This is a genomic window from Aquimarina pacifica, from assembly GCF_000520955.1.
Lineage (GTDB): Bacteria > Bacteroidota > Bacteroidia > Flavobacteriales > Flavobacteriaceae > Aquimarina > Aquimarina pacifica.
Window position 1 is genome coordinate 50,848 of sequence record NZ_JACC01000032.1, and the last position, 20,686, is coordinate 71,533.

At 31.6% G+C, this 20,686-nt stretch carries 6 protein-coding genes; all 6 read right to left on the bottom strand.

Going from position 1 to position 20,686, the window contains the following annotated elements; translation table 11 throughout:
• Positions 1 to 101: 101 nt before the first annotated feature.
• A complete protein-coding gene (locus tag DZ60_RS0115465; protein WP_025742949.1) occupies positions 102 to 1,736 on the bottom strand; it encodes a cyclic peptide export ABC transporter in 1,635 nt (544 codons plus the stop codon).
• A 266-nt stretch (positions 1,737 to 2,002) separates the two neighbouring features.
• Positions 2,003 to 2,752, bottom strand: a complete 750-nt coding sequence (locus tag DZ60_RS0115470; RefSeq protein ID WP_025742950.1) for a thioesterase II family protein — start codon at positions 2,750 to 2,752, stop codon at positions 2,003 to 2,005.
• Between the two features lie 15 nt (positions 2,753 to 2,767).
• Complete coding sequence (locus DZ60_RS0115475; protein WP_025742951.1) at positions 2,768 to 5,158, bottom strand: outer membrane beta-barrel family protein; 2,391 nt, start codon at positions 5,156 to 5,158, stop codon at positions 2,768 to 2,770.
• A gap of 30 nt (positions 5,159 to 5,188) precedes the next feature.
• Complete coding sequence (locus DZ60_RS0115480; RefSeq protein WP_025742952.1) at positions 5,189 to 11,143, bottom strand: non-ribosomal peptide synthetase; 5,955 nt, start codon at positions 11,141 to 11,143, stop codon at positions 5,189 to 5,191.
• Positions 11,144 to 11,147: 4 nt separating this feature from the next.
• Positions 11,148 to 14,195: a type I polyketide synthase gene (locus DZ60_RS0115485; RefSeq protein WP_025742953.1), complete on the bottom strand. Its 3,048-nt coding sequence runs from the start codon at positions 14,193 to 14,195 to the stop codon at positions 11,148 to 11,150.
• A gap of 189 nt (positions 14,196 to 14,384) precedes the next feature.
• Positions 14,385 to 20,597 (bottom strand): non-ribosomal peptide synthetase, encoded by a 6,213-nt coding sequence (locus tag DZ60_RS0115490; protein ID WP_025742954.1) that lies wholly within the window; start codon positions 20,595 to 20,597, stop codon positions 14,385 to 14,387.
• Between the last annotated feature and the right edge of the window lie 89 nt (positions 20,598 to 20,686).

Genomic DNA, 20,686 nt, shown 5'->3' on the forward strand with positions numbered 1-20,686 from the left:
CTTCGAATGGGATACTACTGTATTAGCATATATCAATATTCTGACTATGCTTTATTTCTAATTTTTTTGATGATTTTCAAAAAAGAATTAATACGTAAATTCTAAGCCCAAAAACTTTCAGTAAGTTTTTCTTCTTTCTGAACTTGTACATCTTTTATAATCTGACCATGATCAAACTTTATAATACGATCAGCTTGATGAAAATAAGCATCGTCGTGTGTTACAGCAATGATAGTTTTTCCTTCTGCCTTGAGTTTTGGTATTAATTTTTCGTAAAAGAATTTTCTGAAATGCGGATCTTGATCTGCAGCCCATTCATCGAGAACTAGAATAGGTTTATTTTCTAATAATGTAAATATCAATGACATTCTTTTACTTTGTCCCTTAGAATAATGTCTTCTAGCAGACTCTTCTTTGTCATCCTCTACTACTTTATCCATACTCATGAGTTTAAGTAATTCTATATAATCTTTATTATTTTCTAATGTGTAATTATCATAATTCTTAGAAAAAATGTGATTATTAGTAAAAACCGCAGCTATTAAACTTTGTAAGTTATGTCTCTGTTCGTATTTTAAGTTTGTACCGTTGAGAATGGTTTGTCCTTCTGTTGCTTCATATAATCCGGTAAGTACATTGATAAAAGTACTTTTCCCACTTCCATTTCCGCCAACTATAAAAATGGTCTCTCCTTCTTTAATCTCTAAGTTTATGGGGCCTAGAGCAAAACCATCTTCTTTATCTCCTGTGTAAGAAAAAGACATATCACGATACTGCAATGAATCAAATCTGGCTACGGGTCTCTCTGATGTCACGCCTTCTTCAAAAGAAATATGAAAATCTTTAACAAAGTTTTTAATTCTCTTATTGGCAACAATTAGTTGTGTATAGATAGGCTGTAAATTAATCAAATTGTTTATAGGTCCCGATATAAATAATATGATTACAACGTATGAGATAACATCTTTGGTTTCTAATAGTCCAAGAACGGGTAATAAAAATAATATAACAGCAACTACCATATAAAGGCCATATTGACTTATCAAATTAATCGATAAAAACACATAATTAATTTTAAAATCAAGTTGTTTTGATTGATCACGATTAACTGATAGATATTTATTCATTAAAGAACTTCTTCTAAAAAAGTTTAGTTTCAATTCTTTAAAACCATTCATTACATCATCTACATACTTAAAATATTGTTCATTATATACTTTTAACTCAGCCACTTGTTTTGACATAGAGTGCATTATAATAAGATAACATACCGCTACTATAATAATCAAAGACAATACTATAAAAGCAGAAGGAACTGATAGTAAGAAAAGGTATACTATCCCCAATATTAACATTAAAATAGAATTTACTGTATGCGTTACAGTCTGCGGTAAAGAGGCAAATGTACGCAAATCCTCTACCGCTGTGTAGAATCGATACTTTCCGAATTTTTCTAAAAGAATTAGAGGGGCTTTTAATATTTGATTAAAAATTTTCTTTTCATTTTCATATAATAGTTCAAAAGAAAAGTGGTTTAGTTTTTTCTGAAAAATTATATTTAATAAATAGGTATATACTACAATTGCCAGAAAAACTATCCCTATATAATCTTTAGAAAACTCTGGATTTCCTGATAAGACGTTATTAATTATATAGATAATTCCAAAACTTAATACAGTATTTGGAATAGCATATAATACTATATAAACAATCGATTTAAATTTTAGTTTTAACATTTCTTTTGAAATTTAAATTTTGATAACTGATTACTGGATTTCGTTAATTGAATATATTTCTATATCTAACATCCAAATCTATTTTGACTTAATTTTAAGGAGGGTGACTATACCTGTTCTAATTTAAATTGAGCTAAGAGAAAACTATGATATAGCAGTGGCTATACCTCTCTTTTATTTTAAAGTGTCAAGTAAAAAGACACAATTTTTATTACGTAAACTTAGTTTAGAAATGGTGTTAAATCTGTAAATAAATACTAGTACACTTAATAAATAGGCTTTAGTGATAATTCATCAGAATTATTGATAATTATATTGGCTATTTGATCAGAATGCTTATGAATGAAGAAATGATTTCCTTCTAAAATTTTGTATTGAAACTTTGAAGTTGTAAACCTCTCCCAATTTTTTATATTTTTCGAATTCCTTTCCTCTGAACCCATCAGCACATAAATTGGTGATTTAAGTTGTATATCCTGATCAATATTTTCCTTCTCCAAAACTTCAAAATCTGACCTCATTATTGGGCTAAAAAATTCGTATAATTCTTCGGATTGTAATACTTCTTCTGGTATTCCTCCTAAACGTCTTAATTCTGTTTTGAAGTCTTCATCATTCATTAAATATCTCTTCTTTATTACTTCAATACCATTTTCATCAATTTCTATAACTCCTGGTCCGGCATTGCCAGAAACCACTAAACTTAGCGGTGGGTCAAAAACTTCTTCTAGTTTCTTTGTTAAAAATAGCCCTAGAGTGGCCCCCATACTGTGCCCATATATCATATAAGGTTTATCATTCCTAAGCTCTCTTATTTGACGATAATAATCTAGAACCGCAGCATTAAAATCTACTAGAATGTCCTCATGTAATCGCTTTCCTCTTCCTGGTAGTTCTAATGAAATTAATTCAAAATTGGTATCAAACCCCATGGTTTTTTTAAGGAAATCATAAGAGTAACAATTCCCTCCTGCAAAATGGAGAAAGAATATTTGTGTTTTATCTAACTTATACATATCGTTAATTTTTATTTAGATTCCTGCCCTTCTCTTTTCTTCTTCATTACCAGAGTTTCTATTTTTAGAATTAATATTCTTATTCCCAAATTTGTAACTCATTGATATTTTCAAGTAACGATTACTCGGAAAAGATTGGTACGTTTGCTTAACATCATTAACAATAAAAGTTCTCTTGACAGGACTCGTGTCAAAAATATCATAGACTCCGACCGTTGTTTGCAAGTTATTATCAAACATTGAATGTCTTAAAGTAAGATCAATACTGAAAGCCTCACTATTATCAAAAAGATAAGATTTAGACGGAGAATTATACCATGAATTAATCTGGCCTTTAAGTGTTTTGGATCTATTCAAGGTAAAAGTATTATTAGTGCTAAAATAGAAACCCCAACCATTTTGTTCTACTGCATCAACATTTTCATTATAAAAATCAGATTCTGAATAACTTAAACTAATTGTATTCTGGCTTTCCCACCAAGAAAAAGCACTTAATTGATACGTTTGATTAATACCATAATTATATTGATCATTAAAATTTTCTCTTGTAATTAATTGCTCATTGGTCTCATCATTTACAGAAAAGACGGGTCCAAAACCATCAGAGGTATAGCTCAAAAATAGATTGGTAGTTAATTTTCCTTTATAGGTATGACTCAGTTCAATATTATCGGTAAATGAGGGTTGTAAGAAAGGATTTCCTACCGATGACATATTACTGTTAATTATAAACCTAAAAGGGTTTAAAAAAGTATAGTATGGCCTGTTTATTCTTTTTCCATAACTCCCTGAGAAAGAATTATCGTCATTCATTTTATACGACAAATATGCTGTCGGAAAAACTTTTGTATAGTCATTGGTATTCGTGACATTTAAGGTTCGAGATATCCCTTTTGTATCTGTGCCTTCATATCGCAACCCTATTTGAGCAGTCCATTTTTCTGTTAATTCTCTGGTCGCATTAATATAAATGGCCTTTGTTTCTTCTTCATATTCAAACTCATTTGAGAGTCCGGTGTTTAGAAAAGGTTCATCATCTATAATATCAAAATAAGTAGGAACACTTTCATTATTAATAACACTAAATTTCCCTCCATATGATAGCTTGAGCTTATCAATAGGATGCTCAACATCAATTCTTGCGCTATAATTTATATAATCTAATTCAACCAGGTTATTCTGTGCCGTTATTAGATTGAGAAAAGTATTTGTTGCTGATAAACTATTGGTAACAAAATCTCTATCTTGTTGTTCTGAATATTTAAAATAATCTAAATCAACTGATATTTTTCTTCCAAGGGTATCTAATTCAGTTATAAAATGAACATTGGCAGAATAATTATATGTATCATCTTTATTAAAACCTTTAGTTGTTAATAAAGAATCTAATGTATTTGAGGTATTAAAAATCTCTGTTACTGCATCATCTCCCATATCCGGTTGTAGCGTATTTCCTAAAAGCTGAATCCCCATAGATGTTCTATCACTTATGTCATAATCAAATTCTACTCTTCCTGAAAAGCGTTTTTGTTGTGTTATTCTTTGTAACTCAGTTTGCCACAAACCATCGGTATAAAAAACTTCTAATTCTTCTATTTCTTCAAAATCTCCTAATCGGGTATTCAAGTTAAGAAGTGCTCTAACCTTATTTTTATTATACAAGAAGTTATTTCTAAATTCATAATAGGCATACTTAGCCTGAACATAAGTTCCTGATGTAGAGTTGCTCCAAGTATTTTTAACTCCTTTTTTATAAACTATATTAATTAATCCACTGTTTCCCTCTGCTTCATACTTTGCTGGCGGATTTGTAATGATTTCTATTTTATCAATATCATCTGCTGCTATTGAACTTAAATAACTGGTAAGCTCATCCTCAGAAAGTTGCATTAATCTCCCATCGATTAATATATTCATATTACTTTTTCCAATCATGACGATTTCGTCTCCCTGTACTCTAATGCCTGGTGCTACTTTTAGAGCATCCATAACATCTCCTCCACTTACGGCTATATTGTTGTCCAGATTAAACACTAATCGATCTACTTTTCTTTCGATAGTTCTTTTTTTAGAAACCAATAGGACCTCATCGAGGCTATTATTTTCTTCTTCTAAAACAATATCTCCCAATACCACTGGTGCTTCTTCTAATACCACTTTTTTTGTCCAATCCTTATATCCTAAAAAACTTACATTAAGTAAATAACTTCCACTTATAGACTCTAAGCTAAAACTTCCATCATCTTCAGTTATACTTCCTGCAATAATTTCGCCATTAGAATTGGTAAGGAAAACATTAACAAAAGCCATGGGTTCAGTTTTGTTTTTTACTGTTCCTTTAACCTCAACCTGAGCAAGGCACCAATAAGGAACTAATAAAAGGAGTAATATGCGTACTTTAAACATTGTGAAAGGGTTTATTTATTGATTAAGATTTTAAGATTTAGCTTGCACTTTATTAATTTTCAGAAGTTGATTCTCTAAAAACGAATTCATATATAATTGGGGATATAAATTAAGCAACTGCATTGGTGTAGTAAGACTTATCTCTATTGCATTTTTATACAGTACACATGTAAGGTCTGATCCTTTTGTATAATCATTTTTATTGTGAATCTTGGTATAAGACTGAGCTCCTTCTATGGATAGATCACTTTTATTTCTTAGTTGAAAATTAAATAGACCAGCGACTTTAAAATCTATATCATTACCTGTTCTATCCAAAATATCTTTTCGCATCACATTATATGGAATAGACTGATGCATTCTTGCCTGCGTATATTCCTCGTACACTAATCTTATATGATCTAATTCATCCATTTCAATATATGGTGTTATGGGCAATGGCAAAAAGTTGCAGACCACTCCTAACACATTATTAATTTGAATGTCTCTATCAAGGACTTCTCGTCCATCAATAATCATTAAATGTAATTCTTTACCTATATGCTTTAATGAGCTAAGCAACCTTTGGTGTGCTGTCATTATAATTGCATTTATAGGTACTCCATAGTAATCAGCAGTTTTTAGAATATGACTAAATTCATCTCCAGAAACTATTACTTTCTCTGTAATACAATCCGAATATTGGTCATTAGTTATGGGATCTGAAAAAGGAAGGGTTCCTAATTTCTGTCTCCAGAATTTTTTCGAATTCGAGGCTTTTTTAGAATTCAAAAAATTACTTTGCCAAATCTCAAAATCGAAACTAGATATATAGTTTGGCTCTACAGTTTTTTTATTATAAAAATCCTGTAAATGACCTGCAATAATCTGATTACTATACATATCTGTTAGTATATGATGAATACTAACAAAAAGATGTGCCTCACCATTTTTTTCGGGTACGATAAAAAGTCTAATTAACTCTCCTTTAAAAAGATCATAGGGTTGATGAAAAAAGTTTAGAATTTCTTCTTGAGTCTGAGAATATTCAGATACTTTAAAATTCTCTTTACTACGAATCGCTAATTTTACTTTTTCTGGGCTTTCTACTTCTTGAATTACATTTCCATGAATCTCTTTTAGATGCACTCGTAAAAAGGGATATTTTTTTAAAAACTTACGAAATGTTTGTTCAAAAGTTTCTTGGGTATACCATTCTATTTTAATCGGTCTAAGTATCCCGTGTGACTGGCTTTTATATAGAAATGGTTTTTGGTTATAAGATAGCACATAATTTTTTTGACCTACGTCTACTAAACCTTTCTTTGCATATCCCTTGGCATGTGTATTATTTTCTACTTCCGTGCCAGAAGTTAATTGTTCGATGATTTCCTCTAAGTAAAATTGGTATTTATTAACTAGTCGATTAATAGTACTCTCTTTATATATCTGTTTAGAAAAATTAATTGACAACTGCAACTGACCAAAAGACATCATTCCTAAAACACTTAATAAAGCATCACTTCCATTAGAAGGATCTATACTATATCCAATATCCTCAGAAGAATATTCTAATATGCTAGATTCACCTTGTATTGAGCTACCAAAATCTCCTAAATAATTGAATTCTACACTTGGATTAGGGTCTGTCAATTGTTCGTTTGTCAAATAATTTAGAATTCCGTACCCAATACCCTTATCCGGATTTTTTCTCAAGTCCTTATCAATCTTCAAAACAGCATCTAAGCTATTTGATGTATTCGAAACATCTAATAAGAAAGGATAGATTGTAGTAAACCAGCCAACAGTTCGACTTATATCGACATCGTCAATGATATCTTCTCTACCATGACCTTCTAATTTTAGCATTGTTTTTTCTGTTGAAAATATTTCTTTAATTGCAAGGCCCAATGCAGCTATCAAAATAGAATTAATCTCGGTTTGGTATATACTATGAATACCTGTTTGAAGTATTTCTGTAGTTTTTTTATCTATCTTAAAAGATATTGTAGCATCATAATTAACAATAGGACTTGATACCTCTATATCTTGCGGAAGTCTTTTTATATTTTTTCTACAAATGGACTCCCAATATTTTCTTTCTTGAAGAATTAACGGTTCTTCTGCGTATTGATTTTGTAAAAATGCCCATTTCTGAAAGGAATCTGTTTTTGGTGGTAAAAACAATTCCTGATCATTTTTAAACTGTGCGAATAATGAAGCCAAATCCATCATCAAAATTCTCCAAGAAACACCGTCAACAACAAGGTGATGAATTATCAGGACTAACCTATCTCCATCAGATAGTCTAAAATGCCCTATTTTGAATAAAGGTCCTTTTTCTAAATTAATACTTGACTGAAGAGCTCCTGCCAATTGAGACATGGTCTCTAATGCATTCTTCTCCTGGACTAAATCATAAAAGTCAATCGAAAAAGCCTTTTCTGAAGACTCATAGGTATATTGAGACCATTCTCCATCTTTTTTAGGAAAAACGCTTCTTAATGCATCATGGTGTTCTACCAAATGCCCGATACACGTTACTAATGCTTTGCTCGGTATTTCCTCTTTACTTTTTAATATTACTGATTGATTATAATGATGATGAACTACAAATGTTGGATCCTTAAAAAAGTGTTTCTGAATAGGAGTAAATAGTACATCTCCTACAACTTTTTGTTGATCAATTGTATTCAAATCCTCGGATAGCAGAGTGGCTAATTCTCTAAAATCTTCTGCAGTTAATACATCTTTTGCTCTTAATTGATACCCATATTTTTTAAGTAAAGAAATTAGTTGAATGGACTTTATAGAATCACCACCAATTTTATAAAAACTATCCAAAACACTTATAACATCAATTTTGAGGACTTCTTTACAAGCCTCCAAAATTACTTTTTCTTTGTTTGAAGAAGGTGCTACATACTGAGCTGAAGCCTGATCCAAAGTATTCATTGCCAATAATGCCTTGTGGTCTATTTTTCCATTAGGAGTTGTAGGCATCTCGTTCAAAATCAAAAATTTACTCGGTATCATATATGCTGGCAAAAACTTCTTCAAATTCTGTCTAATTTGATGAAGTTCGATATCCATTCCTATTAGATAAGAGATCATATATTTTTTATCTGATTCTTCTTTCACTAATACCACCGCTTGTTGAATATTTTCTATATTCATTAGTGTTTTTTGGACCTCCCTCAATTCTATTCTATATCCTCTTATTTTTACCTGATCATCCTTTCTACCTATAAACTCAACAGTACCATTAGCTAGCCACCTTCCTAAGTCTCCGGTACGATATAATCTGGTCTCTGTTTCTAAAGAAAATGGATTCTTAATAAATTTCTCTTTCGTTAATTCTGGTCGATTATGATACCCTCTTGCAACTTGAGTTCCTGCAAGACAAATTTCTCCAATAACTCCAGTAGGCACAATATTTAGTTCTTTATCTAGAATGTAAATCTTGGTATTCCCGATCGGACCACCAATATTAATTATACCATCTTCTGTAATCGGATTCTCTGTCATTGTTGCACAAACCGAATTCTCGGTAGGTCCATAAGCATTTATGATCCTCACTCCCAAGCTTTGTAATTTTCTAGTTACACTACTATTAAGATTTTCGCCAGCAGATACGATGCTTTTCATATTTGCCAATTCTTCTATTATTAATGCTTGATATGAAGGTGGTATAGTGGCTAGGGTCACTTTTTCTTTTCTGATAAGTGCTATCATTTTAGAACTATCTGCAATGGTTTCATTAGAAGGAATCACTAATTTACCTCCTGCTAATAGACATGTAAATATCTCTGAACAAGAAGCGTCAAAACCTACCGAAGCAAACTGTAATGCAGAAGTTCCCTCTTGTACATCAAAAAAATCAATCTGGTTTATTGCTAGGTTTAAAAAACCTCGATGCTCTACCAAAACTCCTTTGGGTTTTCCTGTCGTTCCTGAAGTATATATAACATAAATCAAATTTTCAGGCTTCAATTCATGTAATACTGGACTCTCAGAAAATTCTTTATAGTCCTTTTGATCTACATTTATAACTTGTAGTCCGTTATTTTCTTGAAACTTTTGATGTAAGCTTGATTGTGAAAGTATTAATGTTGCTTTCGTATCATTAATAATGTAATTTATCCTTTCCTCGGGGTACTCTGGGTCTATTGGCACATAAGCTGCTCCTGATTTAATAATACCCAATATCCCTATAACCATATCTACAGAACGCTCCATACACAAAGGAATCATCTGCTCAACTTGGGCTCCTTTTTCTACCAAAAAATTAGCGAGTTTATTAGACTCTAAATCTAATTGTTTATATGTAATTAATTGGTTTTCAAAAACAATAGCAATATGATCTGGTGTCTTTGTAACTTGCTGATCAAAAAGATCTAAAATTGTTTGATATGGAGGAAATCCCATATCAGTATTATTAAAATCATGTATTAGGGTAGACTTTTCTTTTTCTGTTAAATAATTGACAGTTCCTATTGCCTCATCAGGATTCTGCAATAAAGCACTTAGTAATTGTCTAAAATGAATCATCAGACGCTCGATCAAATTAGATTCATATACCGCCGTATCATAAACAATGTCAAGCTTCAGATATTTACCCTCTTCGCGAATTGTTATATCTATATCAGATACCACTCCTTTAGTACCTGTGGTTGTAATAGTATCAATCTTATCTCGGTCTAAAGTAATCTGATGATTATTTTCTACCGCATTCTGAAGTAAAAACATGACATCAAACAATACCCCTCTAGAGAGGTCTCTTTTGAGATCGAGTTCTTTTATAAGTTCATCAAACGGATAGGTTTGGTGTTCATAACTCTGAAGTGTTTTTGTTTTTAACTTATCACAAAAAACATTAAAATTATCAGAAGGATTAATAGTATTTCTTAAGGCCACCGTATTAATAAAACATCCTACTTGGTGTTTTAAATCTAAATGATCTCTCCCTGCAACGGCCGTTCCTATGACGATATCTTCTGCTCCCGTATATCTGTAAAACAAGATATTCCAAACGGCTAATAATCCCATATAAAGGCTTACTCCTTGCTTCTGGCAATACGTATTTAAACCTGTTGTAATTTCTTCGGACAAATACGTTTCGAGATGAACTCCTTTATGTGTTTTTATTTTAGGTCTTGTTAAATGCGTAGATAAATCTAATACAGGAATATCTCCTTCAAACTGCTTCAACCAAAAGGCTTTTTGTTTCTTAAGTTTATCCGAACTATTTTGATCCTGATGCCATATGGCATAATCCTTATATTGAATTCTTAATACTGGTAAGTCTAGAGTTTTATTTTGTGTAAAAGACTGATAATATGCTAATATATCCTTGGTAAGCACTCCTAAGGACCAAGTATCACTAATAATATGATGCATATTGCAATAAAGAACCAATTGATCTTCTGCTAATTGATAAATATAAAATCGTAGTAATGGACCTTTTTCTAAATTGAATACTTTTTTAGAATCCTCTTCGATATGTGTTTTTACAAATGATGCATTATTTTCTATTTCCCTACAATCCCTATAAACTACATTAAATCCTATTTCTTCTCTCGAAAAAATCCATTGCCTAATCTCTCCATTTTTGTCTTCTTTAAAAACAGTTCTAAGTGTTTCATGCCTATCAACGGTATTTTCTATAGCCTTGATAAGAAAATCAATGTTATGATACTCATTTAAAGTAAAGTAATTAGATACATTATAACTTGCTGATACTTCTTCAGAAGTACAGGATAACCATATCCTATATTGACTAGAAGAAAGAGGATAGTTTTCCTTTTTCTCTGCCATTGGGATATCAGCATAGGTATTAGATTGGCTATACTTTTGTAAAAAAGAAATAATACCTTCTTTATGAGTCTTTACCTTTTCGAGCAGCCCTGTATTTAATGTTTCTCCTTCATAGGTCAATTTCAAATCTTCTCCATCAAGAAATACAGCTATTTTATTCTCTTCTAGTTCATTTATTAGCTCTACCATATACTTAGATTTTAACCACTTTTGAAGATGGTATCATTCTGTTCATTTTTCTAATTTTTAAAGCCACTGAAATTTCAATAGCCAAGGCTTTGATACTGGCATGCTTATAGAAATCTTTTATATTAATTTCTACATCAAATTTTTTCATAATCAGTTTAAGCATCGTAACTCCTTTTAAGGAATTCCCTCCCAAAGCAAAAAAATCATCTAGTACTCCAATTTTTTCCATATCAAAAAAGTCTTCCCAAATGGCAACCAACGTTTTCTCTATTTTATCCCCTGGCGCCACATAGGGTGTAAGTAGTCTAGACCTGTCGGCAAATACCGTCTCTTGATTATCTTCCTCATTGGGCGCTGGTTCTTCCGGAATTTCGAGCAGTTCTAATGGATTTTCTAATTGACCACTTAATTTTTTTAAGAGATCAACTCTGGATAATAATCTTGTAGCGTGAAAACTGTATCCAGGAACGGATACTTTTGCTGGTTGATTTTCTTCATAATAAACATCCCAATTAATATCAATCCCATGTAACCATAGCTCTCCCAATTTTTGAAGCAAAAATTGTTGATCATTTATCTCTTTTCGCGGATGCCTTATTAAATTAACGACCGAATTTTTATGAGTGTTATATTCTGAGTGTTGATGAAAAAGAGTGGTTAGAGCATTCCCTGGGCCAATTTCAATAAAAATTGTAGATGGCTCTTCTAACATGGTTATTAACCCTTTAGAAAATTGGACTGTATTTCTTAAGTGATCTACCCAATAATTCACAGAAGTAGCCTCCTTATTAGTGATTAATTTCCCGGTAAGGTTTGACATGAATGGAATCCGAGGTTCTAAAAGTTCAACTTGTTCAAGTTCTTTCTGATAACTTTCTAGAATTGGATCCATTAAATACGAATGAGCTCCTAAAGAGATCCTAAGCTTTGAATGAGCTATATCATTTATTTCTAATTTTTCGACCAGTTCATCTATTTCTGTTTCTGTTCCCGAAACAACAAATGACTCTGGTGAGTTGACCGCGGCAATAGAAATTCCTGATGATAATAATGATCTTACTTCTTTTTCTGGAACTCCTATACTAAGCATGCTTCCTTTTTGGGTCTGACTCATCAGTTTCGCCCGTTTTACGACTAATTTTAATCCCGTCTCAAAAGAAAAAATTCCTGAAAGACAAGCAGCAGCATATTCGCCAGTACTATGACCGATCATCATGTTTGGGGAGATCCCCCATTTTATCAAAAGCTGAGCAAGTGCATATTCATATACAAAAACTATAGGTTGGGTATATTCATTGTTATTAATTAAAGAAGTTTTCTCGCCGTATATTATATCCTTAAAATCAAGATTGGTAATCTCTTTTAATTGCTCAAAACCATTATCTATCAGTTGTTTAAAATAAGGGTATTGCGAGTATAACCCTTTGCACATATTCATATATTGTGTTCCTGAACCGGTACACATAAATACAACGTTTCTCTTTGGTTCTAATTTTCCTGAAAAAAGATACTCACTACCTTCAGACTTCAAAATAGAGACTGTATTTTCCTTTTTATTACTCACCAAAAAACGGTTATACGCAAATTGGCCTCTCCCTATTTGTAAAGTATATGCAATATCATCTAAATTGATTTCAGAAGAATTTGCAATAAAATCTGAAAGCTTGTTTTGATATGCTTCTAGAGATTTTACTGATTTAGCAGAATATCTAATTAGATGATAACTGTTATCCTCTAGAGTATTCTTTTCTTGATTAAACTCTTCTAAAATAATATGAGCATTCGTACCACCAATTCCAAAACTACTCACACCGGCTCTAAGAGGTACATCGCCTGTTGGTTTCCAGTCTTTCAATAAATTATTAACATAGAATGGTCCTCCCTTAAAATTAATTTCTGGGTTAGGCTGAACATAATGTAATGAGGGTGGAATTTGCTTATTTTTTAAGGCTAATACTGTTTTGATAAAACCTGCCACTCCCGCAGTGGTATCTAAATGCCCCATATTTGTTTTTACACTGCCTATAGCGCAAGAATGATCGGTATTATAGTTGAAAGCTCTATTTAGTGCCTCAATTTCTATAGGATCTCCTAATTTAGTTCCGGTACCGTGAGCTTCTATATAGGTAATAGTATCAGAATCCAAATCTGCTATTTGATGGGCCCTTTTAATACACTCAGATTGTCCTTTGACACTCGGAGCGGTATATCCTACTTTTCTATCCCCATCATTATTTACAGATGATGATCTTATGATTGCATGGATTTGATCATTGTCTCTTATTGCATCTTCCATACGTTTTAAAACAACAACTCCAACGCCTTCTCCTGTTATTGTTCCGGAAGAGTCTTTGTCAAAAGCTCTACAGTGACCATCCTTAGAGTTAATCATTCCTTCCTGAAACGAATACCCTATGCCAGTTGTTGATTCTATTCTTGCACCTCCAGAAATTGCTATAGAACACTCTTTTAGCCATAAACTTCGGCATGCCATATGTATACCAACTAAGGAACTCGAACAGGCAGTATCAACAAAATAACTAGGGCCTTTGAGATTTAGATTATAAGAAATTAATGTACTAATGAAATTTTTGTTTGAAATCTGATTAAGAAAAAAAGGATTTACTTTCTCATTTTTGGATAACAAAGAATATGCTCTCCAATTAATATTATCTGATGCCGTAAGAAATACACCAGCAGGTTGGCTATATTTATTAGGAATATAAGAGGCGTCTTCCATAGCTAACCACACTTGTTCATGTAATACTCTTATTTGTGGATCCATACTAGTTGCCTCGTGCTTCGTATATCCAAAAAAGTTATAATCAAAACTATCTGAATTATTAATCGTCGAATTAGCCTTTACATAATTGGCATCTTTAAGAATTGTTTCTGTTATGCCCTTATCTTTTAATTCATCTTCTGTATAAAATTGAATAAGCTCTTTACCATTAACCAAATTTTGCCAAAACTGATTCAAATCATCAGACTGTGGAAATCTTCCGGACATACCAATAACAGCAATATCTTTTTTTCTTACTACTTGTTTCATATGCTTACACTTCTTATTGAAATAATTAATATGTAGAAAGTAGAAATACTTATATCCTCCTTTCTAAAAAATTGACTATGTGTATTTAAATATTTTTAAGATCAATGATGAGACCAACTATACTATCGAGTGGTATAGCAATTCATGTATTTAACCATCGAACGATATTTTTGGAATGTTGACGGTGAGTTACAATAAATCTAATATTTCATCGAGATCCTCGGATATATTCGAAGGCTCTTCCTGAAGCTCATCTTCATTATCCATGCTCATAAAATATTGGGATAGTTCATCGATATTAGGATACTCAAACAATGTAACTATCTTTAAATCAGAATCTAATTCATTATTAATCTGACCTAACATTTTTATCATCTTTAAAGAATTGATTCCCAAATCAAAAAAGTTATCATAAATACTAATTTTGGATGGGTCTCTATCTAGGTGAGTTGCTAAAACGTTCACTAGTTTTTCTTCTTGTTCATTTCTGGGTGCCTGATATTTTTCTCCACTAGAGATGGGTTCTCCATCATAGGCTTTTAATTTATTTCTATCTACTTTACCACTTGAGGTAAGCGGAAAGTTGTCAACTTGTATAAAGATTGAAGGGATCATATATGCAGGTAAAATAGTCCCTAAATGTGACCTTATTAGCGAAACATTAAGCGTTTCATCAGAGATTAGATAGGCTACGATATCTTTTTCTTCATTGTTATTTTTGCGTACTAAAACAGTTGCTCCTTTTATTTTTTCATTTTTGAGTAGCGTATTTTCAATTTCACCCAATTCTATCCTATACCCCCTAATTTTTACCTGATCATCAATTCTTCCAAAAAACTCAATAGTACCATCTTCTCTCCACATTGCCATATCTCCGGTTTTGTAAATTCGTTGATTAGGTACCCATGGGTTTAGAATAAATTTTTCATTTGTTAATTGTTTCTTATTTATATATCCCAAGGATACGCCATCTCCGCCAATACACAATTCTCCAACTACGCCAACAGGCTGTAACTCATTTTGTTTATTAACTATATAAATTCGCTCATTATTTAATGGCTTACCTATACTTAATGAAGTACTTTCTTTTATAGATAAACTAGTACTCCAGATTGTCGTTTCTGTTGGACCATAAACATTTATTGACTCGAATTTTTCGTTTTGTAATTTGTTATAAATAGATTGGTTCATAGCCTCTCCGCCAATCAGAGCTACTTTTAGACTATTAGGTAGTGCAATATTAGTTTCATAAAGCTGTGCTAATCTTGATGGCGTAAGTTGTATGGCCTCTACTTGATGTTTATCAATATGATCGATTATTTTTTCTGGATCTAATAAAATAGAATCCGAAAACAAAATCAATTCCTTACCGCTACATAACCCTCCTAATATTTCTAGAATCGAAATATCAAATGTAAAATTAGTAGTAACCCCTATTTTATTACAATCTTTTAGACCAAATCTTGTATTAATATTTGACATAAAAGAAATCAGATTCTCATGACTAACTGTTACTCCTTTTGGATTTCCAGTAGTTCCTGATGTATATATTACATAACATACGTTACTACTATCGATACTATTGATAATATCATACTCTTTAGTAAACTGATCCGCTTCTTTCTTAAAATCATCGATATCCTCTGTAGAAATACAGTAAGAATATTGGCTATCATTTTTGATGTACTCCATTCTTTCCTTAGGAAGAGCAGGAGAAATAGGAACATATGCAGCATCAACCTTTAAAACTGCCAAAATTGAAATAACCAACCATTCTGTTCGATCGAGCTTTATTCCTACGATACTTTCTGGTTTTACTTTATGTTTTGTTTTAAGAAATTGAGCTAATTGATTAGATATTTCATCTATTTCTTGATAAGAATATGTTTTATCATCAAAATTAAGAGCCACTTTATTTTCATTAATCATCACTTGACTTTTGAACAACTCTAATATCGTTTGTGCAGGCTCCTTATTGATGTCAGTAGCATTAAACTCATTCAATAACGTACCCACCTCTTTATCAGAAATATATGATAAACTCTGTATCTTTTCTTTTGGTTTACTAAGAACGTTCTTTGACAAATGGATGAAGTTACTCATCAAATTTTCTACAAAAAACCTCTCATATATGTCAGTATTATAATTAATACCTAATGCCATTGTGTTATCAAACTCAAAAAACGAAATATCAATATCAAATTTGGATAATGAAAAGCCAGTATCCACTATTTTATGTATTTGAGATGGGGCTACTTCAATGTTTTTTGAATTATTTTCCATTCGTTGAAGTGTAAACATTACATCAAAAACCGGGTTTCTGCTTAAATCTTGAGGTAGTTGTAAATCATCGACTAGACGATCAAACGGATACGATTGATTTTTATAAGCCTGTAAAGTACTTGCCTTAATTTGTTCATAAATCGTTTCAAAGCTAAGGCTTGCATCAATTGTATTTCTCAAAGCCAAAGTATTTAGGTAAAAACCTATTTGATTTTCTAGATCTTTATGGTTTCTACAAGATACAGGAGTACCAATGATCAAATCATTTGATGAAGTGTATTTTGACAATAGAACATTCCATAAAGAAAGTAATCCCATAAAAAGACTACCTCCATTTTCGTTACAAAAACCTTTTAATTCTCCTATTAACTCTGGTGATAAATAGGTCATTAATGTTCTTCCTGTATAAGTCTTTATTTTAGGTCTTTGTTTACAATTGGTAAGATCTATTTTTGGCCGTTTCCCTCCTAAACTTTTAATCCAATATTCCTTTTGAGCTTTTAAAGAATCACTTTCTAATTGTTTAAGTTGCCAGTTTGCATAGTCCTTATATTGAAGTTTTAATTGCGGGATATCAACTTTTTCTTCTTTCTCAAAAGCTGTATAAAACTTAAAAACCTCTTTTTCTAATATATCAAATGACCAACTATCCCCAGTGATATGATGCAAATTGTAATAGAATAAAAATTCTTCATCTTCAATCTGGTATAATTTAGCTCTCAATAACGGCCCTTGCGAAAGATTAAACTTCTTTTGACTATCATGTTCGATATCTTGTCTGATTACATTTCTTTTGTCTTCGTGATTTCTATAGTCAAAAAACTCTAACTTAAAATCATACTGATCGACAGGAACAACTTTTTGCCGTAACTCTCCTGATTCATCCAAATCATAGATAGTTCTTAGAATTTCGTGTCTTTCTATACACGCTTTGATCGCTTTAGATAATATATCAGGATCATAAACACCCTCTAAATTTATTGAGGCTGGCATATTGTAGGCAATAGAACTTTCTTCGAATTGACTTAACATCCAAATTCTTCTTTGTCCATCTGATACCACATAATTTTCCTTTTCAGGAACCCTAATTATTTCTTCATATTTGGATTTTAAAGATGATGATAGTAGTTCTGCATGTGATTGTAAAGTTTTATGATCGAATAATTGCTTTAGTGTTAACTTAATATTTAATTTTTTATAGTATTCATTAATCAATCTGATTGCTTTTAGACTATGTCCTCCCAAAGCAAAAAAATCATCCAATAATCCTATTTTTTCCTTTCCTAAAATCTCTTGCCATAACTTAGCGATTTGTTTTTCGATCTCAGTAGTAGGCTCCTTATAAGTAATCCCTGAATCTATATTTTTTACGGTGGTATTTATCAATTTAGTCTTATCTACTTTTCCGTTAATTGTTAGCGGAATTTTTTCTACCAGAACAAAATCTGTTGGAATCATATATTCTGGTATTTTCTTTACCAAATAATCTCTTAATTCTGATTCTATCAGGTTTGCATTCCCAACTAAGTATGCCACTAATTCTTCTTCTTTCTCCCCTACTAAAACAACTGCGTTTGATATCAGATCATAAGACATTAACTTACTTTCTATGTCCTCTAATTCTATGCGATATCCTCTAATTTTTACTTGGTTATCTTTTCTTCCTAGATATTCAATCTTTCCATTGGGTAACCATCTACCCAAATCCCCCGTCAAATATCCCTTATACCCAAAGTTGAGAAAGTTTTCCTTAAATTTTTTCTCTGTAAGGTTTAATCTATTATGATATCCTATTGACAATCCATCCCCAGAAATCACCAATTCTCCTACTACTCCAATACCACATTCTTCATTTTGATTATCAATAATATGAATTTTGGTATTCGCAATTGGTTTCCCTATCAATATAGGGGTATCTGTATCATTTACTTCTGTCACAACACATCCTACAGTAGCTTCTGTTGGACCGTACTCATTAAAAACTCGTATCTCTGGATGAATATCTTTTAAAATTTTTATTTGATTTCTTTTTAATTGTTCACCTCCGCAAATTATCGTTCGGACAGAGGTATTTTGAATATTCATCTCTTTAAGTAGGGATAAGTGAGATGGCGTCAATTTAAGAGTATCAATTTCTGAATTTAAAAATGACTCCTTTAATAATTCGTCACTGCTTTTATTAGCATCTCCTATCCATAATTTATTTCCTCTTGTAAGACTCGTAAAAATTGAGGTCACGGTTAGATCAAAAGATATTGATGTAATAAGTCCCCAATTACCTTTCTTATCATTTTCAAAATAATATTCATTAGCCCACTGAATGTAATTTAATAAGTTTTTATGCGTCACGAGACAACCTTTTGGGTTTCCTGTAGAGCCCGAAGTATAAATACTATAAACTAAATCTGAGGGTTCTAAACCGACTTTGGGAGATTCTTTAGAATTTTGAAATATCAATGGATCATTAGGGTCTAATACCAAAATATTCGAAATGTCTATATCAAAAGTATCACTATCAGAAATTATGACTTTAGAATTACTATCCCTTAAAATATAATTTATTCTTTCTTCTGGGTAATTATGATCTAATGGCACATAATAACCTCCTGCTTTAAGTACTCCGAATAAACTTACTACAAAATTTATTGAAGGTTCCATACATAAACAAACCGCATCTCCTTTTCGTATACCGAACTTATTTATCAAATGATGCGCAAATTGACTTGATCTTTCATTTAGATCCTTATATGACAAGAAATCATTGCCTTGGATCAAAGCAGTATTGTCTTGATATTTTATGAGCTGGGTTTCGAAAAATCCCCCCATACATGAATAAGAATCAAAACGCCTACTTGTATTATTACTGACATCAATAATACTTTTCTCAAACACACTCAATGTAGTATTTGACTTTAAGCTACCATGAACCAGCTCTAATTGAGATTCAATTATTTTTATTGTTTCAAAATCTATCGTTTCTGAATTATAATATAACTCTAAGGTAATTTGGTCTTGAAAATCTGTACAGCTCAACTTTAGATCAAAAATATCCTGAACAACGAAGAAATCGTTTATTACGATATCTTTATCATGATTAGATGAAAAATCTATGAACTCAAAACTGGTACTAAAAGTCGAAGCTTCCTCACTATCATTGGCATCGGGCAAATAGTAATCTGACCATAGCGTAACCTCTTCTATTTGTTCTTTTATTTTCTTAATCCTCTCAATTTGTGTACCTTTTATTGGCACGGCTGTTTTAATGGGAATAACTTTATTAATTAAGCCTAATGTTTGATTTAATTCTTCATAGTTACGCTCTTGAGGATAATATCCAACCGTAACATCATTATCAGTAAATTTTTGTAGATACTCTAAAAATTGAGTGAATAAATACTCAGACAGCCCTACATTGTTTTCTTGACAATACTTTCTAATTCCCTTTAGATGCGGGCCTGATATCGTATTAATTCTAATACGTTTAGGAACAAAACTTCCTTTCCTTTTTTTTAAGAATGGTAAGACTCCTCCTTGAGATGGTTGGTGATTATAGGATTCCCAAAAATTAGTAGCATCACTATCTGATTCTTCGATCAAAGCATTATACCATTCACAATATTTTGAATAAGTGACTTTTTGCTGCTGCTCTTTACTGTAGGATTCTAGATTATTTATTGCTTTACCCAACTCGCTTATAAACAATCTATTACTAAAAACATCTCCACAAAGTATATATAATCTAATATATAGTCGCGTTACCTCTTCATTACTAGTTATAAAACCAAATCGGATAGGTGCATCTTTTCTAAAATCATAAGATCTATCTAATTGAGTAATGATATTTTCTTCATTCTTATCATCAACTTCGTAATATGTTACGGAGTGATCTGCTGGTGCTTTTTGCTTATTTAAACTTTCATTTTCTACAAATGCTTGTGATAATGCTTCATACCTACTAATCAATAAACTAAGCGCTTTTAATAAATGATCTTTATTTACTTTGGAAGTAAATTCTAGAATAACCTGGCTATAAAAAGTATTTGCGCCATCTTTAACAACTTTTTTCTGGTTATAAGAAAACTCCTGTAATGAAGTATCTTCTAATATATTTGAAGTCATAGGTACGTTTCGTTATTATTAATCTAAAAATAGACGTTTAGCCAAAAAATTCATCATGAATTCAGCTGCATCAAAGTTTTATAGAAAAT

Coding starts and splice junctions, on each gene's coding strand:
- DZ60_RS0115465 (WP_025742949.1), bottom strand. CDS start 1,736: ATGTTAAAACTAAAATTTAAATCGATTGTTTATATAGTATTATATGCT.
- DZ60_RS0115470 (WP_025742950.1), bottom strand. CDS start 2,752: ATGTATAAGTTAGATAAAACACAAATATTCTTTCTCCATTTTGCAGGA.
- DZ60_RS0115475 (WP_025742951.1), bottom strand. CDS start 5,158: ATGTTTAAAGTACGCATATTACTCCTTTTATTAGTTCCTTATTGGTGC.
- DZ60_RS0115480 (WP_025742952.1), bottom strand. CDS start 11,143: ATGGTAGAGCTAATAAATGAACTAGAAGAGAATAAAATAGCTGTATTT.
- DZ60_RS0115485 (WP_025742953.1), bottom strand. CDS start 14,195: ATGAAACAAGTAGTAAGAAAAAAAGATATTGCTGTTATTGGTATGTCC.
- DZ60_RS0115490 (WP_025742954.1), bottom strand. CDS start 20,597: ATGACTTCAAATATATTAGAAGATACTTCATTACAGGAGTTTTCTTAT.